The organism is Streptococcus hyointestinalis, assembly GCF_041225505.1.
In the GTDB taxonomy this organism is placed as follows: Bacteria; Bacillota; Bacilli; order Lactobacillales; family Streptococcaceae; genus Streptococcus; species Streptococcus hyointestinalis_B.
Genome location: NZ_JBCLSK010000015.1, coordinates 1 through 15,792, shown reverse-complemented (window position 1 = coordinate 15,792; position 15,792 = coordinate 1). Strand labels below are relative to the sequence as shown.

Sequence of the window (15,792 nt, the reverse complement as noted above, 5' to 3'; positions counted from 1 at the left end):
CGTTTTCATTAAAATGACTTACCTTTTTTCACCATTACTGGACATTGTTCTCTCGTTTGACTAAGTTCTATCGGATTTTTGCTCTACAATAATCTTTAAAAAATACAAAAATAACAGCATTATCTCATAATGCTGTTTGTTATCTAAGATTGTTTTTCCAAATCCTCTACTTCATTTGCAAACTTTTGGGCGATTGCCTCCATTGCCAAGTCCTCTGGGTCAAGAAGCAGCGCATCATCTGAAATCTCATCGGTATCTGCAAAAAAGGTGATGTGATTTTTCAGATTGGTTAGGGTGATAGGGGCGTCACCACCATACTCACCGTCTAGGTTAATCATCATACGCTTATCAGACTGCGGCTCAATGACAATCTTGCTGGTCTTGATATACTCGATACGCTTATCATAGATGTGTTTTCCTGAAAGGAGCAAGCGAATCAAGCTTAAGAGATGAAGGAGATTGGCTGTCTTGACGATGATAAGGGTAAACAAACCATCATCTAGCTTAGCGTCTGGTGCGATTTGCTCAAAACCGCCGACAGAGTTGGTGATAGCTGCAAAAATCATAGAAGCTTCCCCGTCAAAGACACCCTCATCATGAGTAATCTTCACAGGAACCTTACTGACTTGAGGAAGAAGCTCTGCTCCCTTAGCCAGGTAAGCAAGGTAACCAAAAGTCGTTTTTAGCTGGCTAGGCACGCTGTAAGTCAGCTCTGTCAATGACCCAGCTGCTGCAATATTGATAAAGTAGGTGTCGTTTCTGGCACGACCAATGTCCATTTTGACCATTTGATTTTTGCCGATGACTTTGGCAGCTGCGACAGGATTGCCTCGTGGGATCTTTAAAGCTCTTGCAAAGTCATTAGTCGTCCCAGTTGGGATAATCGCCATTTTAGGACGGTGCTTGAGTGGGGCAATGCCGTTTACAACTTCGTTGATGGTTCCATCGCCTCCCGCTGCAATGACTAAGTTAAAGCCAGCTTTTGCGGCACGTTCAGCTTCATTGCGAGCTGAATTTTTCTCTGGTGTCGTCTGAAAAGCCGAGCTTTCATAACCAAATCCCTCTAGAATATCTAACACTTCTCCGACATGGCGTTTCATCAACTCTTGACCTGATGTCGGATTGTAAATCAAACGTGCTTTTAATTGTTTATGCATAGCACACTCTTCTTTCTAAGGTCTATAAACTTCTAAGCCAATTTTCATCACGGACTTCTATGCCTAGCTCCTGCGCTTTAGCGAGCTTGCTGCCAGCGTCGCTACCTGCTACGACGATATCGGTCTTTTTCGACACACTGCCTGTCACTTTAGCGCCCAAGCTCTGCAATTTTTCCTTGGCTTCGCTGCGAGTCAGCTGCTCTAACTTTCCTGTCAGGACAATGGTCAAGCCAGATAGACTAGCGCTACTACTTGCGACCTGCCCTAAAAAGGTCATATTAACACCATAAGAAGCCAACTCATCCATGAGCTCATGCACTTCAGCTTTTTCAAAATAGCTGGTAATGGAACTTGCAATCACCTCACCAAGCCCTTCAATCTGAGCGATTTCCTCAAAGGAAGCCTTACTCAACTCATCTAGACTGTGGAAAGTCTCCAAAAGCTGACGAGAGACTTTACTGCCGACATGTCTGATACCAAATCCAAACAGCAAGCGCTCTGCCGAATTGTCTTTAGAAGCTTGAATAGCAGAAACCAGCTTGGTAGCAGATTTTTCCTTGATACCCTCAAGGGTCATAAAATCATCCAGTGTCAGCTTGTAAATGTCCGCCACATCACGCACCAGGTGCGCAGCGTAGAGCTTTTCAACCAGAGAAGGACCAAAGCCTGTGATATTCATGGCGTCACGGCTGGCAAAATGAGCGAGACGCTCCTTGATTTGGCTCGGGCAGATAGGATTGATACAACGCAGCGCCACTTCGTCCTCAAAATGAATCAAGTCGCTCCCACAGGACGGACACTGATTAGGAATGTCCATAGGTATCTGCTCTTTGCGCTTTTGCTCAACGACACGCAAAACAGCAGGGATAATGTCACCAGCTTTATAGACAATAACGGTATCACCTAGGCGGATGTCCTTTTCAGTGATGTAGTCGACATTGTGAAGCGTCGCACGACTCACTGTTGTTCCAGCCAGCTGAACAGGCGTCAAGTTCGCCGTTGGTGTCACGACACCAGTACGTCCAACCGTCCAATCAACGCTCAAGATTTCCGCTTCTTTCTCCTCAGCTGGAAATTTATAAGCAATCGCCCAGCGGGGAGCTTTGACGGTGTAGCCAAGCTCTTCTTGCATAGCAAGGTCATCTACCTTAATGACAATCCCATCAATATCATAAGAAAGCTGCTCACGCTCACCTGCAATCGTCTCGATAAACTGCCAAATCTCATCCATGGAAGACGTCACCATATAGCGGTGATTGACTGAAAAGCCGTCTTTAGCAAGTGACTGCAAGACCTCTTCTTGGGTTTGATGATGGCTTGGACTCACTTCTTGGTAGAGAAAAGTCGCAAGATTGCGCTTAGCAACAACAGCTGTATCCAGTTGTCTCAAGGTTCCTGCAGCAGCGTTTCTCGGATTGGCAAACTCAGGCTCACCATTTGCTTGACGCTCTTGGTTAATCTTATCAAAAGAAGCCTTTGGCAGATAGCATTCCCCACGAACGGTGATATCTAGTGGCTCATCCAGCACCAAGGGAATATCCTTGACACGCTTTAAGTTCTCCGTAATGTTCTCACCAATCGTTCCATCACCACGAGTCGCTCCAACCTGCAGGACACCCTCACGATAAGTCAAAGACACCGACAAGCCATCAATCTTCAGCTCAACCACATAACGAGCGGTAGGAAAGCGCTCTTTCACCCTGCGGTCAAAATCAAGAAGCTCCTCACGTGAAAAAGCATCCTGCAAGGAATAAAGAGGATAGACATGTGTGTATTTTTCAAAGTTTGACAGGACAAGACCACCCACACGATGAGTCGGACTGTCTGGCAAGATGTCATCAGGGTACGCTTTTTCAAGCTCCACTAACTCTCTATAGAGCTTATCATACTCACTATCAGAAACACTGGGATTATCCTCGGTATAGTACTCCTTTGCATAACGGTTAAGAAGTGTTACGAGTTCGTTCATTCGATTTAACATAGTCCTATTTTACCATAAAACTGCCATTTTCTGTGGGATTTTAGCTAGCTTTTGCCAAGTTTTTCTATCTTTCATAACATCAAAAAAAGAGCAATGAATGCTCTCTTTTGTTTATTTTGTAAAATCAATTCTCTTTGCAATGCGGTCAATGACGATAGCACCAACAAGAAGGGACGCTAACTCTCCAAGAGCCGTTGTCAACCAAGTCATCCAAAACGGTGCGTCAGCAACAATAGCCAACTCAGCAGCCACAGTCACCATAGAGGCTGAAAAGAAGAAAGCAAAGAAGAAAAAGGCTTTGTTAAATATGCCACCGAGAATACGCTCGTTCATGTAGCGCTCAAACAACCATACCCCAAGGCTAACAAAGACCAAGGTTGATAGACTTCCAACAACCACATCAATCAAGCCAAAACTAAAGAAGTTGGCAATCATACAACCAATGGTCAAGCTAATGATATACTTGCGGTTGTAAAAGGCTAAAAAGTTCAGCATTTCAGCTACACGAAACTGATAAGCTCCGTAAGAGATGGCATTGAGCGGTGGTGTGATGGTTAAAACCACATAAAGCGCAGCGACGATGGCTATCTTAGCAAAGTCGTTTACAGTAAAAGTTTTCATGAGTGTCTCCTTTAACACTTAGTTCTACTAAGGTTTGTAATATGCTTGGCGAAAGAAGTGAAGCACCAAGGGCTGTTCTAACAGCTTGTCTATTCTATCATAAATAAAATCCCTTGCCAAGGTTTATTTAATCTTTCTTTAAGTCTCTTTTGCTGCTCTTTTGTGGTATAATAAAGACATGAAACAATTGATAACACTCTCTAAAAAGCTCCTGCAAAGTGAAGGAATCTTATACCTTATCTTTGGTGGATTGACGACACTGGTCTACATGGTCACTCGTCTTTTGCTGTCTGCTTTTGCTATTGATGCGGGGCTATCTGCAACGATAGCCAATATCATCTCGGTACTGTTTGCCTTTATCACCAACGACACCATCGTCTTTCGGCAAGAACGAAAGGGCTGGCTCTATCGTCTTGGAAAATTTGTCCTAGCCAGATTAGCCACTGCTTTGATTGATATTGCCTTAGCTTATCTCCTTGTGACACGCTACCCAAATCTCATTGGGCAATTTGTCAACAACGACTATCACTTGGTTAATCTGATTGAGATGCTCTTTTCTCAAGTCTTGATTATCCTCCTCAACTATGTCTTTAGTAAAGTCTTTGTCTTTAAAAATACAGCCAACTAAAAACCAGCTTTCATTAAAGCTGGTTTTAATGTTCTTTATCTGTATGTTCTTTCTCACCTTTTGAGCGGCTTTGAAGAATAGAAACCAAGTCACCTTTTCTGCTTTCAGCAAGACCTTCATGCAGCTCTTGATAAGTGGCATTTAAAATAGCACCAAAAATAATGAGATAAGCTAGGAAAATAAACCAAACCATCAAGATGAAGATGACAATAGACCCAAAAATCTTGATGTCCACCAAGCGCTCGATACGATTTAAAACGTAATTACTAACTAAATTACTAAAGAAAACCATGACAACGGTCACTAAAATCGTCCCCGGCAGTAAATAGCGCAAACGTTTGATTCGGACATTTGGCAGGAAAAAGTAAAGGGTCAGCATACCTAGAAAAATCGTCAGTGCTGTCACTGGCTGTGATAAATTCAACAAAAGCGTCGTCAAGCGGTCCCACATGTCATAGCGATTGACTATCAACATGATAAAGGGCTTTGAGAAGGTTGAAAAAATCAAGACAAAGGTCAGCATGAAAAAGAGCAAGAGACTCATGGCAAGCCCGACTAATCTCCCAATCACAAAGTCACGGTGCTGAGTAACACCGTAGGCTTTATTCATGGCTTTTTGCAGGGAGGTCAAACTTTTGGACATGGTCCAAAGAGCCGTTAATGTCGCTACTCCCAAGATACTCTTTGATGGGTTTGAGAAAATACTGACAATAACAGATGAGGCTGGTTGGTAGACATTCTTGGGAAGATTATCTTTTAAAAAACTCAAGAAGTCAGTGATGTCAATATTGAGATAGGGAAAAATATTGGCAGCAATTACCACCAGCGGAAAAGCGGTTAGTAGCAGGTAATAAGCCACTGCAATCGCTGATAAATCCATCTCCGCACTTTGATAATGTTTGAGATAAACTTGCAAAGGAGGGTAATTGAGCTTATCCATCAACTTTTCAACAACTGACTTTTTAGCCATAATTAGTAAGTTCTTTCTTCGCCTTGGCTGGTTAAAATAACAGGTCCGTCTTTTGTGATGACAAATTGGTGTTCGTATTGGCAAGAAAGCCCGCCGTCTAGCGTCTTGTGCGCCCAACCTGTTTCCATATCTGTGTCAATTTCCCAAGTGCCTGTGTTAATCATAGGCTCAATAGTAAGCACCATGCCCTCACGCAGACGCAAACCACGTCCAGATCGTCCGTAGTGAGGTACATTTGGCTCCTCGTGCATGGTTGGTCCAACGCCGTGTCCCACTAAATCACGCACTACACCGTAACCGCGGCTTTCAGCGTATTCTTGGATGGCTGCACCAATATCACCGATACGATTACCGACGACAGCTTTTTCGATACCGATATAGAGCGCTTCACGAGTGACATCCATGAGGTCTTTGACTTCTTGTGAAGCATTACCAACAGCGTAAGCCCAGCAAGAGTCCGCTAGACCACCTGTGTAGCTTTGGGTATACTTTTTGACTTGCGCAACATTATCAAAATCAAGCTTAGAAACGTCTACGACAGACTTGTCAAGAGGCTCGCTAAGCACCATGTCCACCTTGAGAAGGTCGCCATCCTTTAGGATGTAATGGCGTGGAAAAGCGTGTGCCACTTCATCATTTAGCCCACAGCAAGTCGCATATGGATAGTCCATGATAGCACCGTCAACGCCGATTTGAAGCGGTAGGACATTTGCCTCTTTACAGCGTCTGCGGACATACTCTTCTACTTCCCACATATCAAGCCCTGGCTTAATCAAGTCTCTCAGTCCGATATGAATGCTGGCTAGAAAATCACCAGCACGGTCCATAGCTTCAATTTCGCGTTTTGATTTTAATGTAATCATTGTGTCTCCTTTTAATCTTCGTTTTTAGTTTATCTTAGCTGTGACCATTGCCTTTGCAATCAGCTGGTCATCTAAACAAATATCAAAATCTAATAAAGCGCTGCGACGCTTTTCGCTAATCACTTTTGGGCGTATCCGCAAAATATCATCAATCTGTGCTACCTGCAAGAAATGAATAGACAGCTCTTCAACGATGATATTTTTAGGGCTTTTTTTGGTTAATTTCCGATTGGTGATGGCATGAAGCGCCTCTACCAAAACACCTTGTGCGATGTTGCCTGAGCTGTCTACCAAAGCAGGCTCTACAATCAAGCAGTAATCGCCATGGTCATACTGGAGATTGGTGATAATCTGATCACTCACAGTGTAGACCTCTCGTGGCTGAGTGTTAGGAAGATTTTCCATGGCTTGACGTCGTGTAATCACACCTAGCAACTGCTTGTCATCCGTGATGACTGGCAGCATATTGAGGTCCTCAAAAATCATCTTTTGGCTGATATTGGCAAGACTCATATATGGTTTTGCTGTGATGACGTCTTTTGACATGACAAGCTCTATCTGAGTGTCATTTGGTTTGCTGACTGTGTCTTGCACACTGATGACACCCACGACATGATTGTCGCTATCCACCACTGGAAAACGCACATGCTTGGTCTGTTTGACCAATTGGTTAAAGTCTTTGATGGTATTGGTCGTGGTCAGATAGCCATAGTCGTGCTTTGACTGATAGACTTGATTGACCGTTTTTAAGTCGGTCTTAATCCGCACATCAGAGAGAGCGTGGTTTATCATAGTAGCCACTGTAAAGGTGTCGTAGTGGGTCACCATGACAGGAATGCCTAAGCTGTCTGCCGTTCGTATCACACGCTGTGACACCCCAAAGCCACCAGTGACTAAAATGGCATTGTGTTTTTCAAGGGCGAGGAGCTGGATATTCTCCCTATCTCCGACAATCAACAAGCCACCACGCACCAAGTAGCGTCCGATATTTTCACGTGTCATAGCCCCAATCGAAAACTTGCTGAACTCATGACTCAGCCCAGCCTCACCAGCCAGCACCTCTGAGTCACTGATTCTAGCAATCTCTGAGTAGGTCAGCGTTTCAATCTGTACCTTGTTGGCTTGGGCAATCCGCACCGTGCCACTGCGAGGCTTGGTCTCAACGATACCTCGATTTTCAGCCTCTTTTATGGCACGATAAGCCGTGCCTTCGCTAACATGCAAATGATTGGAAATGCTACGAACGCTGACACGCTTGCCAATAGCCAGATTTTCAAGATAATCTAAAATGTCTTGATGCTTACTCATAGCGATAATCCCTTCTACTTAGACCATACTCGGTGTAAGAACGCATCTGATGCGTATAGCTGTCGCTTCCTTTGTAATCACGCAAGAACGTGAAACCTGCTTTTTGAGCCACACGTTGACTGGCTTTATTTTCCTCGTGCGTGACAATCGTCAAATGCCTAAGCTTCAACTCATAAAAAGCCAGAAAAACAAGATTTTTCAGCGCTTCTGTCATATAACCACAACCCCACTCGCTCTCTTTTAGAAAATAGCCGATCTCACAAGTCTCCTCGTGATAATCCAGCTTTTCAAAGCGAATGGCACCAATCATCTGCTGCCTGTCTTTGAGCTCAATCGCCCAAACACCTAGAGGCGAGCGCATGAACTGCTCGACCATCATAGCTGTGCTTTCTTCTTTGGTTTTAGGACTTGGAAAAATAAAGCGAAGATTACTTGGTCTTTTGGTAATCTCCCAAAAATCCCTCTCATCTGTAAATGCAAACGGGCGCAAGATTAAACGCTCCGTCTCAAAAGTCGCAAACTGCGCTAATCGTGTCCAAATGTTCATAAAGCTATTATAACACAGCAAAGACAATTTGCCTAACCCTGATATGAGGCAAGACACGTAGAATGTCTAGAAAACAGCAAAAAGCCCGAGTTGCTCGGGCTTTTCTTTAATTTTCTTCAAATTGAGAATTATAGAGGTCAGCGTAGAAGCCATTTTGAGCCATAAGCACGTCGTGGTTTCCTTGCTCGATGATATTACCATCTTTCATCACTAGAATCAAATCAGCGTTTTTAATAGTTGATAGACGGTGAGCGATGACAAATGAAGTCCGTCCTTCCATAAGCTTATCCATGGCTTTTTGGATGAGCTCTTCGGTACGGGTGTCAACAGATGACGTCGCTTCGTCAAGGATAAGAAGCGGTGCGTCTTTTAAGAGAGCACGAGCAATGGTTAACAATTGCTTTTGACCGACAGACAAGGTCAAGCTATCATCTAGGACACTATCGTAGCCGTTTGGCAAGGTTTTGATGAAGTGGTGAACACCAACAGCTTTTGCAGCAGCTTCCACCTGCTCATCAGTGATACCTTTTTGATTGTAAATCAAGTTTTCCTTGATGGTACCTTCAAACAACCAAGTGTCTTGAAGCACCATAGAAAAGGCATCGTGGACTTCTTCACGTTTCATGTCATGGACATTAACCCCATCGATACTGATAGTCCCACTATCCACTTCATAGAAGCGCATAAGGAGGTTAACCAGCGTTGTCTTACCAGCACCAGTTGGTCCGACAATGGCGATTTTTTGCCCAGCTTTAGCGTGCGCTGAGAAGTCATGGATAATCGTCTTATCTTTTGAGTAACCAAAGTGGACATGCTCAAAAGTAACGTCTCCTTTGATAGTGTCAAGTTGTTTTGTTTTATTGCTTTCTTCTTCCATTTCGTCTTCTTCTAGGAATTCAAAGACACGGTTCATACCAGCGCTCGCTTGTTGCAATTGTCCAAAGGCTTGCGCTAATTGTGACAATGGTTGTGAGAAGATACGCACGTAAATCATGAAGGCAACGATTGTTCCCATGCTGACCTTGCCATCAATCATCCAGATGGCACCAAAGACGCAGACCATAACGTAGCCGAAGTTCCCAATAAACTGCATCAAAGGCATCATGATACCGGAGAAGAACTGTGATTGCCACATACTCTTATAGAGAGCATTGTTTAAGTTCTTGAACTGCTCTTTGACCTCATCTGTCGCAGAATAAGACTTGACAACGTTGTGTCCTGAGTAGATTTCCTCAACATAACCAGAGACGTTAGACAGGTTCTTTTGCTGACGCTTAAAGAGCGGTTGAGAACTAGCGATGATAACCATCGTGATGATAAAACCGATAAGAACTGAGAGAATCGCTACAGCGGCTAAACGTCCGTTAGTCTTTATCATCATGATAATCGCTGCAATCAAGAGAATGGAACTTGAGAAAATTGTTCCCAAACTTTGTTGGAGAGATTGCGCCATGGTATCAACGTCGTTGGTAACACGAGAGAGGGTATCCCCTTGCGTGTGTGAGTCAAAGTAAGCCAGCGGCACACGGTTGATTTTCTCTGCGATAGCCTTACGCATACGATTTGAGAATTTTTGGATAATCGTTGTGAAGGTGTATTGTTGGTAGTAGGATACTAAAGCCCCAACGCTGTAGAGAACAACCAATTGCCAAGCCAACTTAGCGACCTTGGCAGTATCGACATCCGCATTGACACCCATAGCTTCTTTAATATTGCCCGCTTTTAGATAAACGGCAATTTGCGAAGCGTTTTTGAGAGCGTCTGAGATGGTATTTGTAATGTCGCTAATAATATCTGGACCGTAGACGGTAATCCAACTTGAAATCACCGCACAAATCAGCGCCAAGATAAATGGCAGACGGAAGCCTTTCGTATAAGGAAGGAGGCGCTTGATTAGAGAGGTTTTTTCTTTATTTTCCATTTTCTAATTCCTCCTTAGACAATTGAGAATAAGCAATTTCTTGATAAACGGCATTGTTTGCAAGCAATTCTTTGTGTGTACCTTGTCCGACAACAACACCCTTATCGAGTACAAGAATTTGATCCGCATCCATGATGGTTGAGATACGTTGTGCCACGATGAGTTTTGTCGTATCTGCCAATTTCTCATGCAAATCATGACGCAATTTCTTGTCCGTCTTGTAGTCTAGGGCAGAGAAAGAATCATCAAAGATGAGCACTTCTGGCTTACGAGCAAGGGCACGTGCGATAGCCAAACGCTGACGTTGACCACCTGAGAAGTTGGTTCCGCCCTGGGCAACCTCTGTGTCGAGACCCTTTTCCTTGCCTTCTACAAAATCTTTAGCTTGAGCCAACTCGAGCGCTTCCCAAATCGCTTCGTCAGAAAGCGGTGTTTGGGTGCTTTCTCCAAAGTTCATGTTTGAGCGGATAGTTCCACTGTAGAGCACAGCCTTTTGTGGAATAAAGCCAATCTTATCGTTCAAGTCTTTTTCAGAATAGTGTTTGAGTTTGACACCGTCTACTTTGATGTAACCACCAGTCGCATCGTAAAAACGTGGGGTAAGGCTAATCAAAGTGGATTTACCAGAACCCGTTGAGCCGATAAAGGCAACCGTTTCCCCTTTTTTAGCGGTGAAACTCACATGCTCAATGACATCACGAGATGTTTTTGAGTAACGGAAAGAAACATCATGAAACTCAACTTCACCTGTTGTATCAGGTGTTTTGCTTGTTTCTTCTTTAAAGTTAATAGAAGACTCTAAAGCGAACACTTCATTGATACGACGTGCAGACACGAGGGCACGTGGCAAAATCATAAAGACAAACGCCATCATCATGAAGCCCATGACTACTTGCATGGCGTAACTTGTAAAGACAACCATGTCTGAAAAGACAGCAACACGGTCTTTCATGCTAGAAGCAAAATCTGTCGCATAAGAACCATTCGCTAGCGCTTTTTGTGTCAACTCTGGTAGCTTGACATCATTGATCAGGTAAGCCCCAATCCAGTAAACTGCCAAGGTCAAACCAGATGAAACAGCTGTCATGACAGGATTCATCAAAGCCATCAAGCGGTAAACAAAGAGGTTTAGGCGAGTGATATTGTTATTGACCTCGTTGTACTTATCGTCTTGATAATCTTCGGCGTTGTAGGCACGTACCACACGGATACCTGTTAGGATTTCACGTGTTGTAGAGTTGAGCTTATCGGTAAGGACTTGAACCTTACTTTGTTTTGGAAAGGCTAGGATAAGAAGAATAGCTAGCATGATGACAACAACAACAATAGCAACACCTAATGCCATTGTCCAGCTAGAGCTCTTATCCCAAATCTTGGTCAATGCCCAGATTGCCATGATAGGTCCCATGGTGACCACTTGAAGCCCCATGGTAATTAACATTTGAATTTGGGTGAGGTCATTGGTCGTACGTGTCAAGAGACTTGGGATACTAAAGTTTTTAATTTCAGCATCTGAGTAATCCATAACACGATTGAAAATATCCTCACGCAAACGTGTTATGAAACTAGCCGCAACACGTGCTGCAATAAAGCCAACAACAACCGCTGAGGCAAATCCTAGAAGTGAAAATCCAATCATCTTCCAACCTGGATCCATCACATCAGCAACTTTTGTACCGCTATTTTGCAGTAACTTTGTGATACTAGACATGTAGTCAGGCACTTTTAAGTTTGCCCAGACTTCGATACATACAAACACTACACTCAGTAGCATCATCAGCCATTCTTTGACTGTCAAGCGTTTGAAAATTTTTAGCATCGCTTACTCTACTCCTCAATTTCTAAATTTTCCCGAATCTTTCGGATGACTTTCTTAGCTATCTTTAGGTCGGTTAGGTCGATGTCTTTTAGGACTTTATCGTGAATGGTCCGATGAAAATCAGCCAATTTCACTGCTTTTTGACTCCCAAGTGATGTCAAAACCAGTTGCTTGTAGCGCTTATCTTTTTGAGATGGGATGACTTTGATAAAGTTGTTTTTTTCCATCCGTTTGATAAGGTTACTCGTAACAGATTTTGAAATCTTCAGTTTTTTTTCGATATCTTTGATAAACACTTCCTCGCCAGAGTGCTTGTAAAGATACATAACTACAAAGCCCTGCGGACCGCCCAGGTGCTCAACATCATGCTCTTTTGCAATCTGCTGAACACGCCCTTCAACCAGAGTGACTAAGTTCCGAAAGTCGGTGAAAGGGTCTTGCATAAAAACACCTCACTTTTTCAGAAAACTTTCAATTGGTTTCTGTGGTAACTATTTTACCTTTATTCCAAGAAGATGTCAACAAATAAGTTCCTAAGAGAACTATTTTTTTGATTTTAAAAAAACAGTCGATAGGTCGACTGTTTACTATTCATAGCGAAGAGCGTCGATAGGGTTGAGTTTGCTGGCTTTATTGGCAGGAAGCAACCCAAACAAAACCCCGATAACTGCTGAAAAGAGCAGGCTAATCAAGGCCACTTGCATAGACACACTTGGTTTAATCACACTTTGCGCTGAAGCGATAAGCGTTGAAGCGCCATAGGCTAAAATCAAGCCAATCAAACCACCAATCAAAGTGAGCACCATAGATTCTATCAAAAACTGGGTCAAAATCTTGGCACGAGTCGCACCAATTGCCTTTCTAAGACCAATCTCACGGGTACGCTCCGTCACAGAAACCAGCATGATGTTCATGACACCTATCCCTCCGACAAGAAGTGAGATGGCTGCTATGGCACCGATAACACCTGTCATGATACCCACTTGCTGATTGACACTCTTGATAACAGTTGACATGTCGTAGCTAGCAAAGCGTCCGCCTTTAGCATGACTAAGCTCTGTCAGACGTGCCCCAATCTCCTCACCTAGGCGGTTAGCCTGCGTCACGTCCTCAATGTGGAAGTACATGCTGCCCACTTCTTTTTGCCCCATTTCAGAAGCCAGCTGGGTGTTGGTCATGAGGGCGTTGCCGCCACCCATACCGTAAAGGGAACTTCCTGCGTCAGGGTCTTTGTAGACACCGATGACACGGTATTCTTTGTTGGACACTGTGACCAGTTTGTTAAGTGCGCTCTTTGACGTCTTAAAGAGCTGTTTAGCGACATTCTCCTCAAGCAACATCACTCGAGAAAAGTTGTTATAGTCACTTTCTTGAAAGGAGCGCCCAGCGATTATCTTAAAGTTCTTTATCCCCATAAAAGTGCGGTTAATCCCTGTGATATTGACATTATCAACCGCTTTTTTCTGATAGTTGATTTTTCCTGTCGCTTGGTTAGTGACATAGTAGCCAGTGACTTCTGGGAAGTCTTTATCAATGGTTGCTAGCCATTCTTCTTTAACTTCAGGTTCGTTCATCTCACCGCCTTCAGTGCCTAGAATGCCTCCCATTTCCGCCGCTTCTTGCTCCATCTTTTCGGTCTCTTTAGACTTATAATACACTTGCAAATTCTTTTGCGTAGCTGTGATTTCATCCAAAACACTTGCCCGCATGCCCTCTCCTAAAGCCATAATCAAGACCACAGATGCCACTCCAATGATAATCCCTAGCATGGTCAATAAAGAGCGCATCTTGTGTCCCATGATTGAGCTTAGAGCAAATTTCCAATTTTCCATCCACTTCTCCTTACTCTATCCGAACGCTATCTGTCGTATCTAGCGTAATCTCACCATCACGAATGACAATCTTGCGCTTAGCATAATCAGCAATCTCTGGCTCGTGAGTGACCATGATAATGGTTTTTCCCTCTTGATTGAGAGCGGTCAAAAGCTCCATAATCTGCTCACCCGTCTTTGTGTCTAGCGCTCCTGTCGGCTCATCAGCTAGGATGATAGAGGGGCTATTGACCAAAGCACGAGCAATCGCCACACGCTGCTTTTGCCCACCAGACAGCTCTGATGGCAAATGGTGCATGCGCTCTTCTAGCTCCACTTTTTCCAAATATTGCTCTGCGAGCGCCTTTCTTTTCTTAGCAGACATGCCAGCGTAGACTAACGGCAACTCCACATTTTGCCTAGCATCGAGCTTTGAGAGGAGGAAAAACTGCTGAAAAACAAAACCGATTTCCTCATTGCGCACCCGCGCTTGCTCTTTTTCATTGAGTTCTTCGACATTTTCATCATTGAGCCAATACTCACCTGATGTCGGGTGGTCAAGCAGTCCAATCATGTTCATCAGCGTTGACTTTCCTGAGCCAGAAGGTCCCATAATGGCTAGAAATTCACCTTCCTCTACTGTCAAATCAATGCCCTTTAAAATCTGCAACTCCTCATCACCGTTTTGATAGCTTTTCACAATCTGACTGAGTTTGATTATCGTTTTGGGATTTGCTGTCATGATACATCACCTCAATCTTGTGTTTTATTCAGATACTACATCGGCAAGTTTTTGCCCATCTTCAAAGTCTGAACTTGGATTTTCTATGATGGTTTGCCCAGTTTGCAAGCCAGTTAAGATTTCTTGTGATTTAGCATCGGCTTTACCAAGGCTGACTTCTGTCTTAGTGATTTTTTGCTTGTCCTTATCATAGACCCAGACATAGTTTTTCTTATTCTTTTTAACGACAGCTGACACTGGCACTAGGATATGCGTCTCGCTATTTTGGACTTCAAGCGATACGGTAAAGCCCTGCTTCAACTCGTCTAGAGGGCTGGTAATATCTGCTTTGAACTCATAGTTTGACGCAGAAACACCGCTACTTGTCGTGTCTGTCGTGCTGACTGTAGACGTCTCGTTTGGATAGTTGGAGATATAAGAAATCGTTCCTTGCCAAGTTTTATCGGTGTAGACTTTTGACTTGATGGTAACTGCTTGACCGACCTTGACGGTTGATAGGTCGTACTCGCTAAGGTTTCCTTGAATTTGCAATTCACCTTCTGTTGCGATGTGAACCAGCGTTTTATTTTCCTTTGAAGACGGATCGATGTCGTTGTTGACCTCTACAACCGTCCCTGAAACACGGCTGGTCACAACCGTTTCATTCAAAGCAGCTTGCGCTTTATTGACCTCCGCCTGTGCGTCGGCATAGTTGTCGTTCAAATCTTGCAATTGCTGATTGTAGCTGGCTTTATCCTGTGCGGTTTGTTGCTGAATTTGTTGCACAGCGGCTGCACCCTCACCGCTACTTTCTGTATCTGTCGTTTGCGTTGTCGCTGGGGCAACCCCATAGGTTTTGAGATAGTTAATCTGACGTCCAATCTTATTGAGATTGCGTACAGCCGTGTCATAGGCTGCTTGAGCAGTTGTGGTGTCGTATTGGACGACCTGCTCACCGGCATTGACCTGTTGTCCGACAGACACTAAAACCTGCGCGCTTGTCCCTTTGCTGCTGTCATAGTAGACATACTGCTCGGCATTTGCCTTTACTGTCCCTGTCAATAGGGTTGATGTGGAAATGGTGCCTTCCTTGACTTGATAAGTCTTATAGGACTCAGCAGCATCCGCTTCTTGTCTGCTCGCATTTCCCATGACGATAGCGCCATAAATCCCCGCTAAAATAACGACTGCTGCTCCTCCAAAGATAAGTCCTTTTTTCTTTTTAGACCATTTTTTCTTTTGACGTCTTGCCATATAACCTTCTCCTTTACATAATACAATCTAACAATTGTATTATACCTTAAAGAAAACTTAAATGCAAATATTTTTTGATTATCTATAGATAATCATACAAAAAGCACACCTCATATTGAACAGCTCCCTGTCAAGTAGACAGTGAAATAATAAAATGATTAAGCAACCTGATTCCTGAATTCAAAAGGAGT

The 15,792-nt window shown here is 43.6% G+C and carries 14 protein-coding genes and 1 riboswitch; of the genes, 1 reads left to right on the top strand and 13 read right to left on the bottom strand.

The features are described from left to right. Window positions 1–143 precede the first annotated feature (143 nt). From AALA56_RS05125 to AALA56_RS05115, 3 genes are all read right to left on the bottom strand, one after another. Window positions 144–1,157, bottom strand: coding sequence for a diacylglycerol kinase family lipid kinase (locus AALA56_RS05125; RefSeq protein ID WP_369909077.1), 1,014 nt, complete (start codon window positions 1,155–1,157; stop codon window positions 144–146). A gap of 22 nt (window positions 1,158–1,179) precedes the next feature. Continuing rightward, a complete protein-coding gene (gene ligA, locus AALA56_RS05120) occupies window positions 1,180–3,138 on the bottom strand; it encodes an NAD-dependent DNA ligase LigA (protein ID WP_369909076.1) in 1,959 nt (652 codons plus the stop codon). 111 nt (window positions 3,139–3,249) lie between these two features. Next, complete coding sequence (locus tag AALA56_RS05115) at window positions 3,250–3,759, bottom strand: QueT transporter family protein (protein WP_369909075.1); 510 nt, start codon at window positions 3,757–3,759, stop codon at window positions 3,250–3,252. Beyond that, window positions 3,757–3,861: riboswitch (PreQ1 riboswitch) on the bottom strand. It overlaps the preceding gene by 3 nt. A gap of 76 nt (window positions 3,862–3,937) precedes the next feature. Here AALA56_RS05115 and AALA56_RS05110 point away from each other — a divergent pair. Further along, window positions 3,938–4,387, top strand: coding sequence for a GtrA family protein (locus AALA56_RS05110; protein WP_115270117.1), 450 nt, complete (start codon window positions 3,938–3,940; stop codon window positions 4,385–4,387). 25 nt (window positions 4,388–4,412) lie between these two features. Here the strand turns inward: AALA56_RS05110 and AALA56_RS05105 are convergent, their stop codons facing one another. From AALA56_RS05105 to AALA56_RS05060, 10 genes are all read right to left on the bottom strand, one after another. After that, window positions 4,413–5,357: a YihY/virulence factor BrkB family protein gene (locus AALA56_RS05105; RefSeq protein ID WP_369909074.1), complete on the bottom strand. Its 945-nt coding sequence runs from the start codon at window positions 5,355–5,357 to the stop codon at window positions 4,413–4,415. Window positions 5,358–5,359: 2 nt separating this feature from the next. Continuing rightward, complete coding sequence (locus AALA56_RS05100) at window positions 5,360–6,220, bottom strand: methionyl aminopeptidase (protein ID WP_369909073.1); 861 nt, start codon at window positions 6,218–6,220, stop codon at window positions 5,360–5,362. Between the two features lie 24 nt (window positions 6,221–6,244). After that, a complete protein-coding gene (spxR, locus tag AALA56_RS05095; RefSeq protein WP_369909072.1) occupies window positions 6,245–7,528 on the bottom strand; it encodes a CBS-HotDog domain-containing transcription factor SpxR in 1,284 nt (427 codons plus the stop codon). Next, entirely contained in the window at window positions 7,521–8,075 is a 555-nt protein-coding gene (locus AALA56_RS05090) for a GNAT family N-acetyltransferase (RefSeq protein WP_369909071.1), read from the bottom strand. Before AALA56_RS05090 ends, spxR begins: the two co-directional genes overlap by 8 nt. A 106-nt stretch (window positions 8,076–8,181) precedes the next feature. Further along, window positions 8,182–9,996: an ABC transporter ATP-binding protein gene (locus AALA56_RS05085; protein WP_369909070.1), complete on the bottom strand. Its 1,815-nt coding sequence runs from the start codon at window positions 9,994–9,996 to the stop codon at window positions 8,182–8,184. Then, window positions 9,986–11,815: an ABC transporter ATP-binding protein gene (locus AALA56_RS05080; protein ID WP_369909069.1), complete on the bottom strand. Its 1,830-nt coding sequence runs from the start codon at window positions 11,813–11,815 to the stop codon at window positions 9,986–9,988. The genes AALA56_RS05085 and AALA56_RS05080 overlap by 11 nt, the downstream gene beginning before the upstream one ends. An 8-nt stretch (window positions 11,816–11,823) precedes the next feature. Further along, on the bottom strand, window positions 11,824–12,258 hold the full coding sequence (locus AALA56_RS05075; protein WP_369909068.1) for a MarR family winged helix-turn-helix transcriptional regulator: 435 nt from the start codon (window positions 12,256–12,258) through the stop codon (window positions 11,824–11,826). Window positions 12,259–12,402: 144 nt separating this feature from the next. Continuing rightward, window positions 12,403–13,647 carry an ABC transporter permease gene (locus AALA56_RS05070; RefSeq protein ID WP_369909067.1) on the bottom strand — a complete coding sequence of 415 codons (1,245 nt, stop codon included), beginning with the start codon at window positions 13,645–13,647 and terminating at the stop codon, window positions 12,403–12,405. A 10-nt stretch (window positions 13,648–13,657) separates the two neighbouring features. Further along, window positions 13,658–14,368 carry an ABC transporter ATP-binding protein gene (locus AALA56_RS05065; RefSeq protein ID WP_115270134.1) on the bottom strand — a complete coding sequence of 237 codons (711 nt, stop codon included), beginning with the start codon at window positions 14,366–14,368 and terminating at the stop codon, window positions 13,658–13,660. A 24-nt stretch (window positions 14,369–14,392) separates the two neighbouring features. After that, window positions 14,393–15,601, bottom strand: a complete 1,209-nt coding sequence (locus tag AALA56_RS05060) for an efflux RND transporter periplasmic adaptor subunit (protein WP_369909066.1) — start codon at window positions 15,599–15,601, stop codon at window positions 14,393–14,395. Window positions 15,602–15,792: the final 191 nt, after the last annotated feature.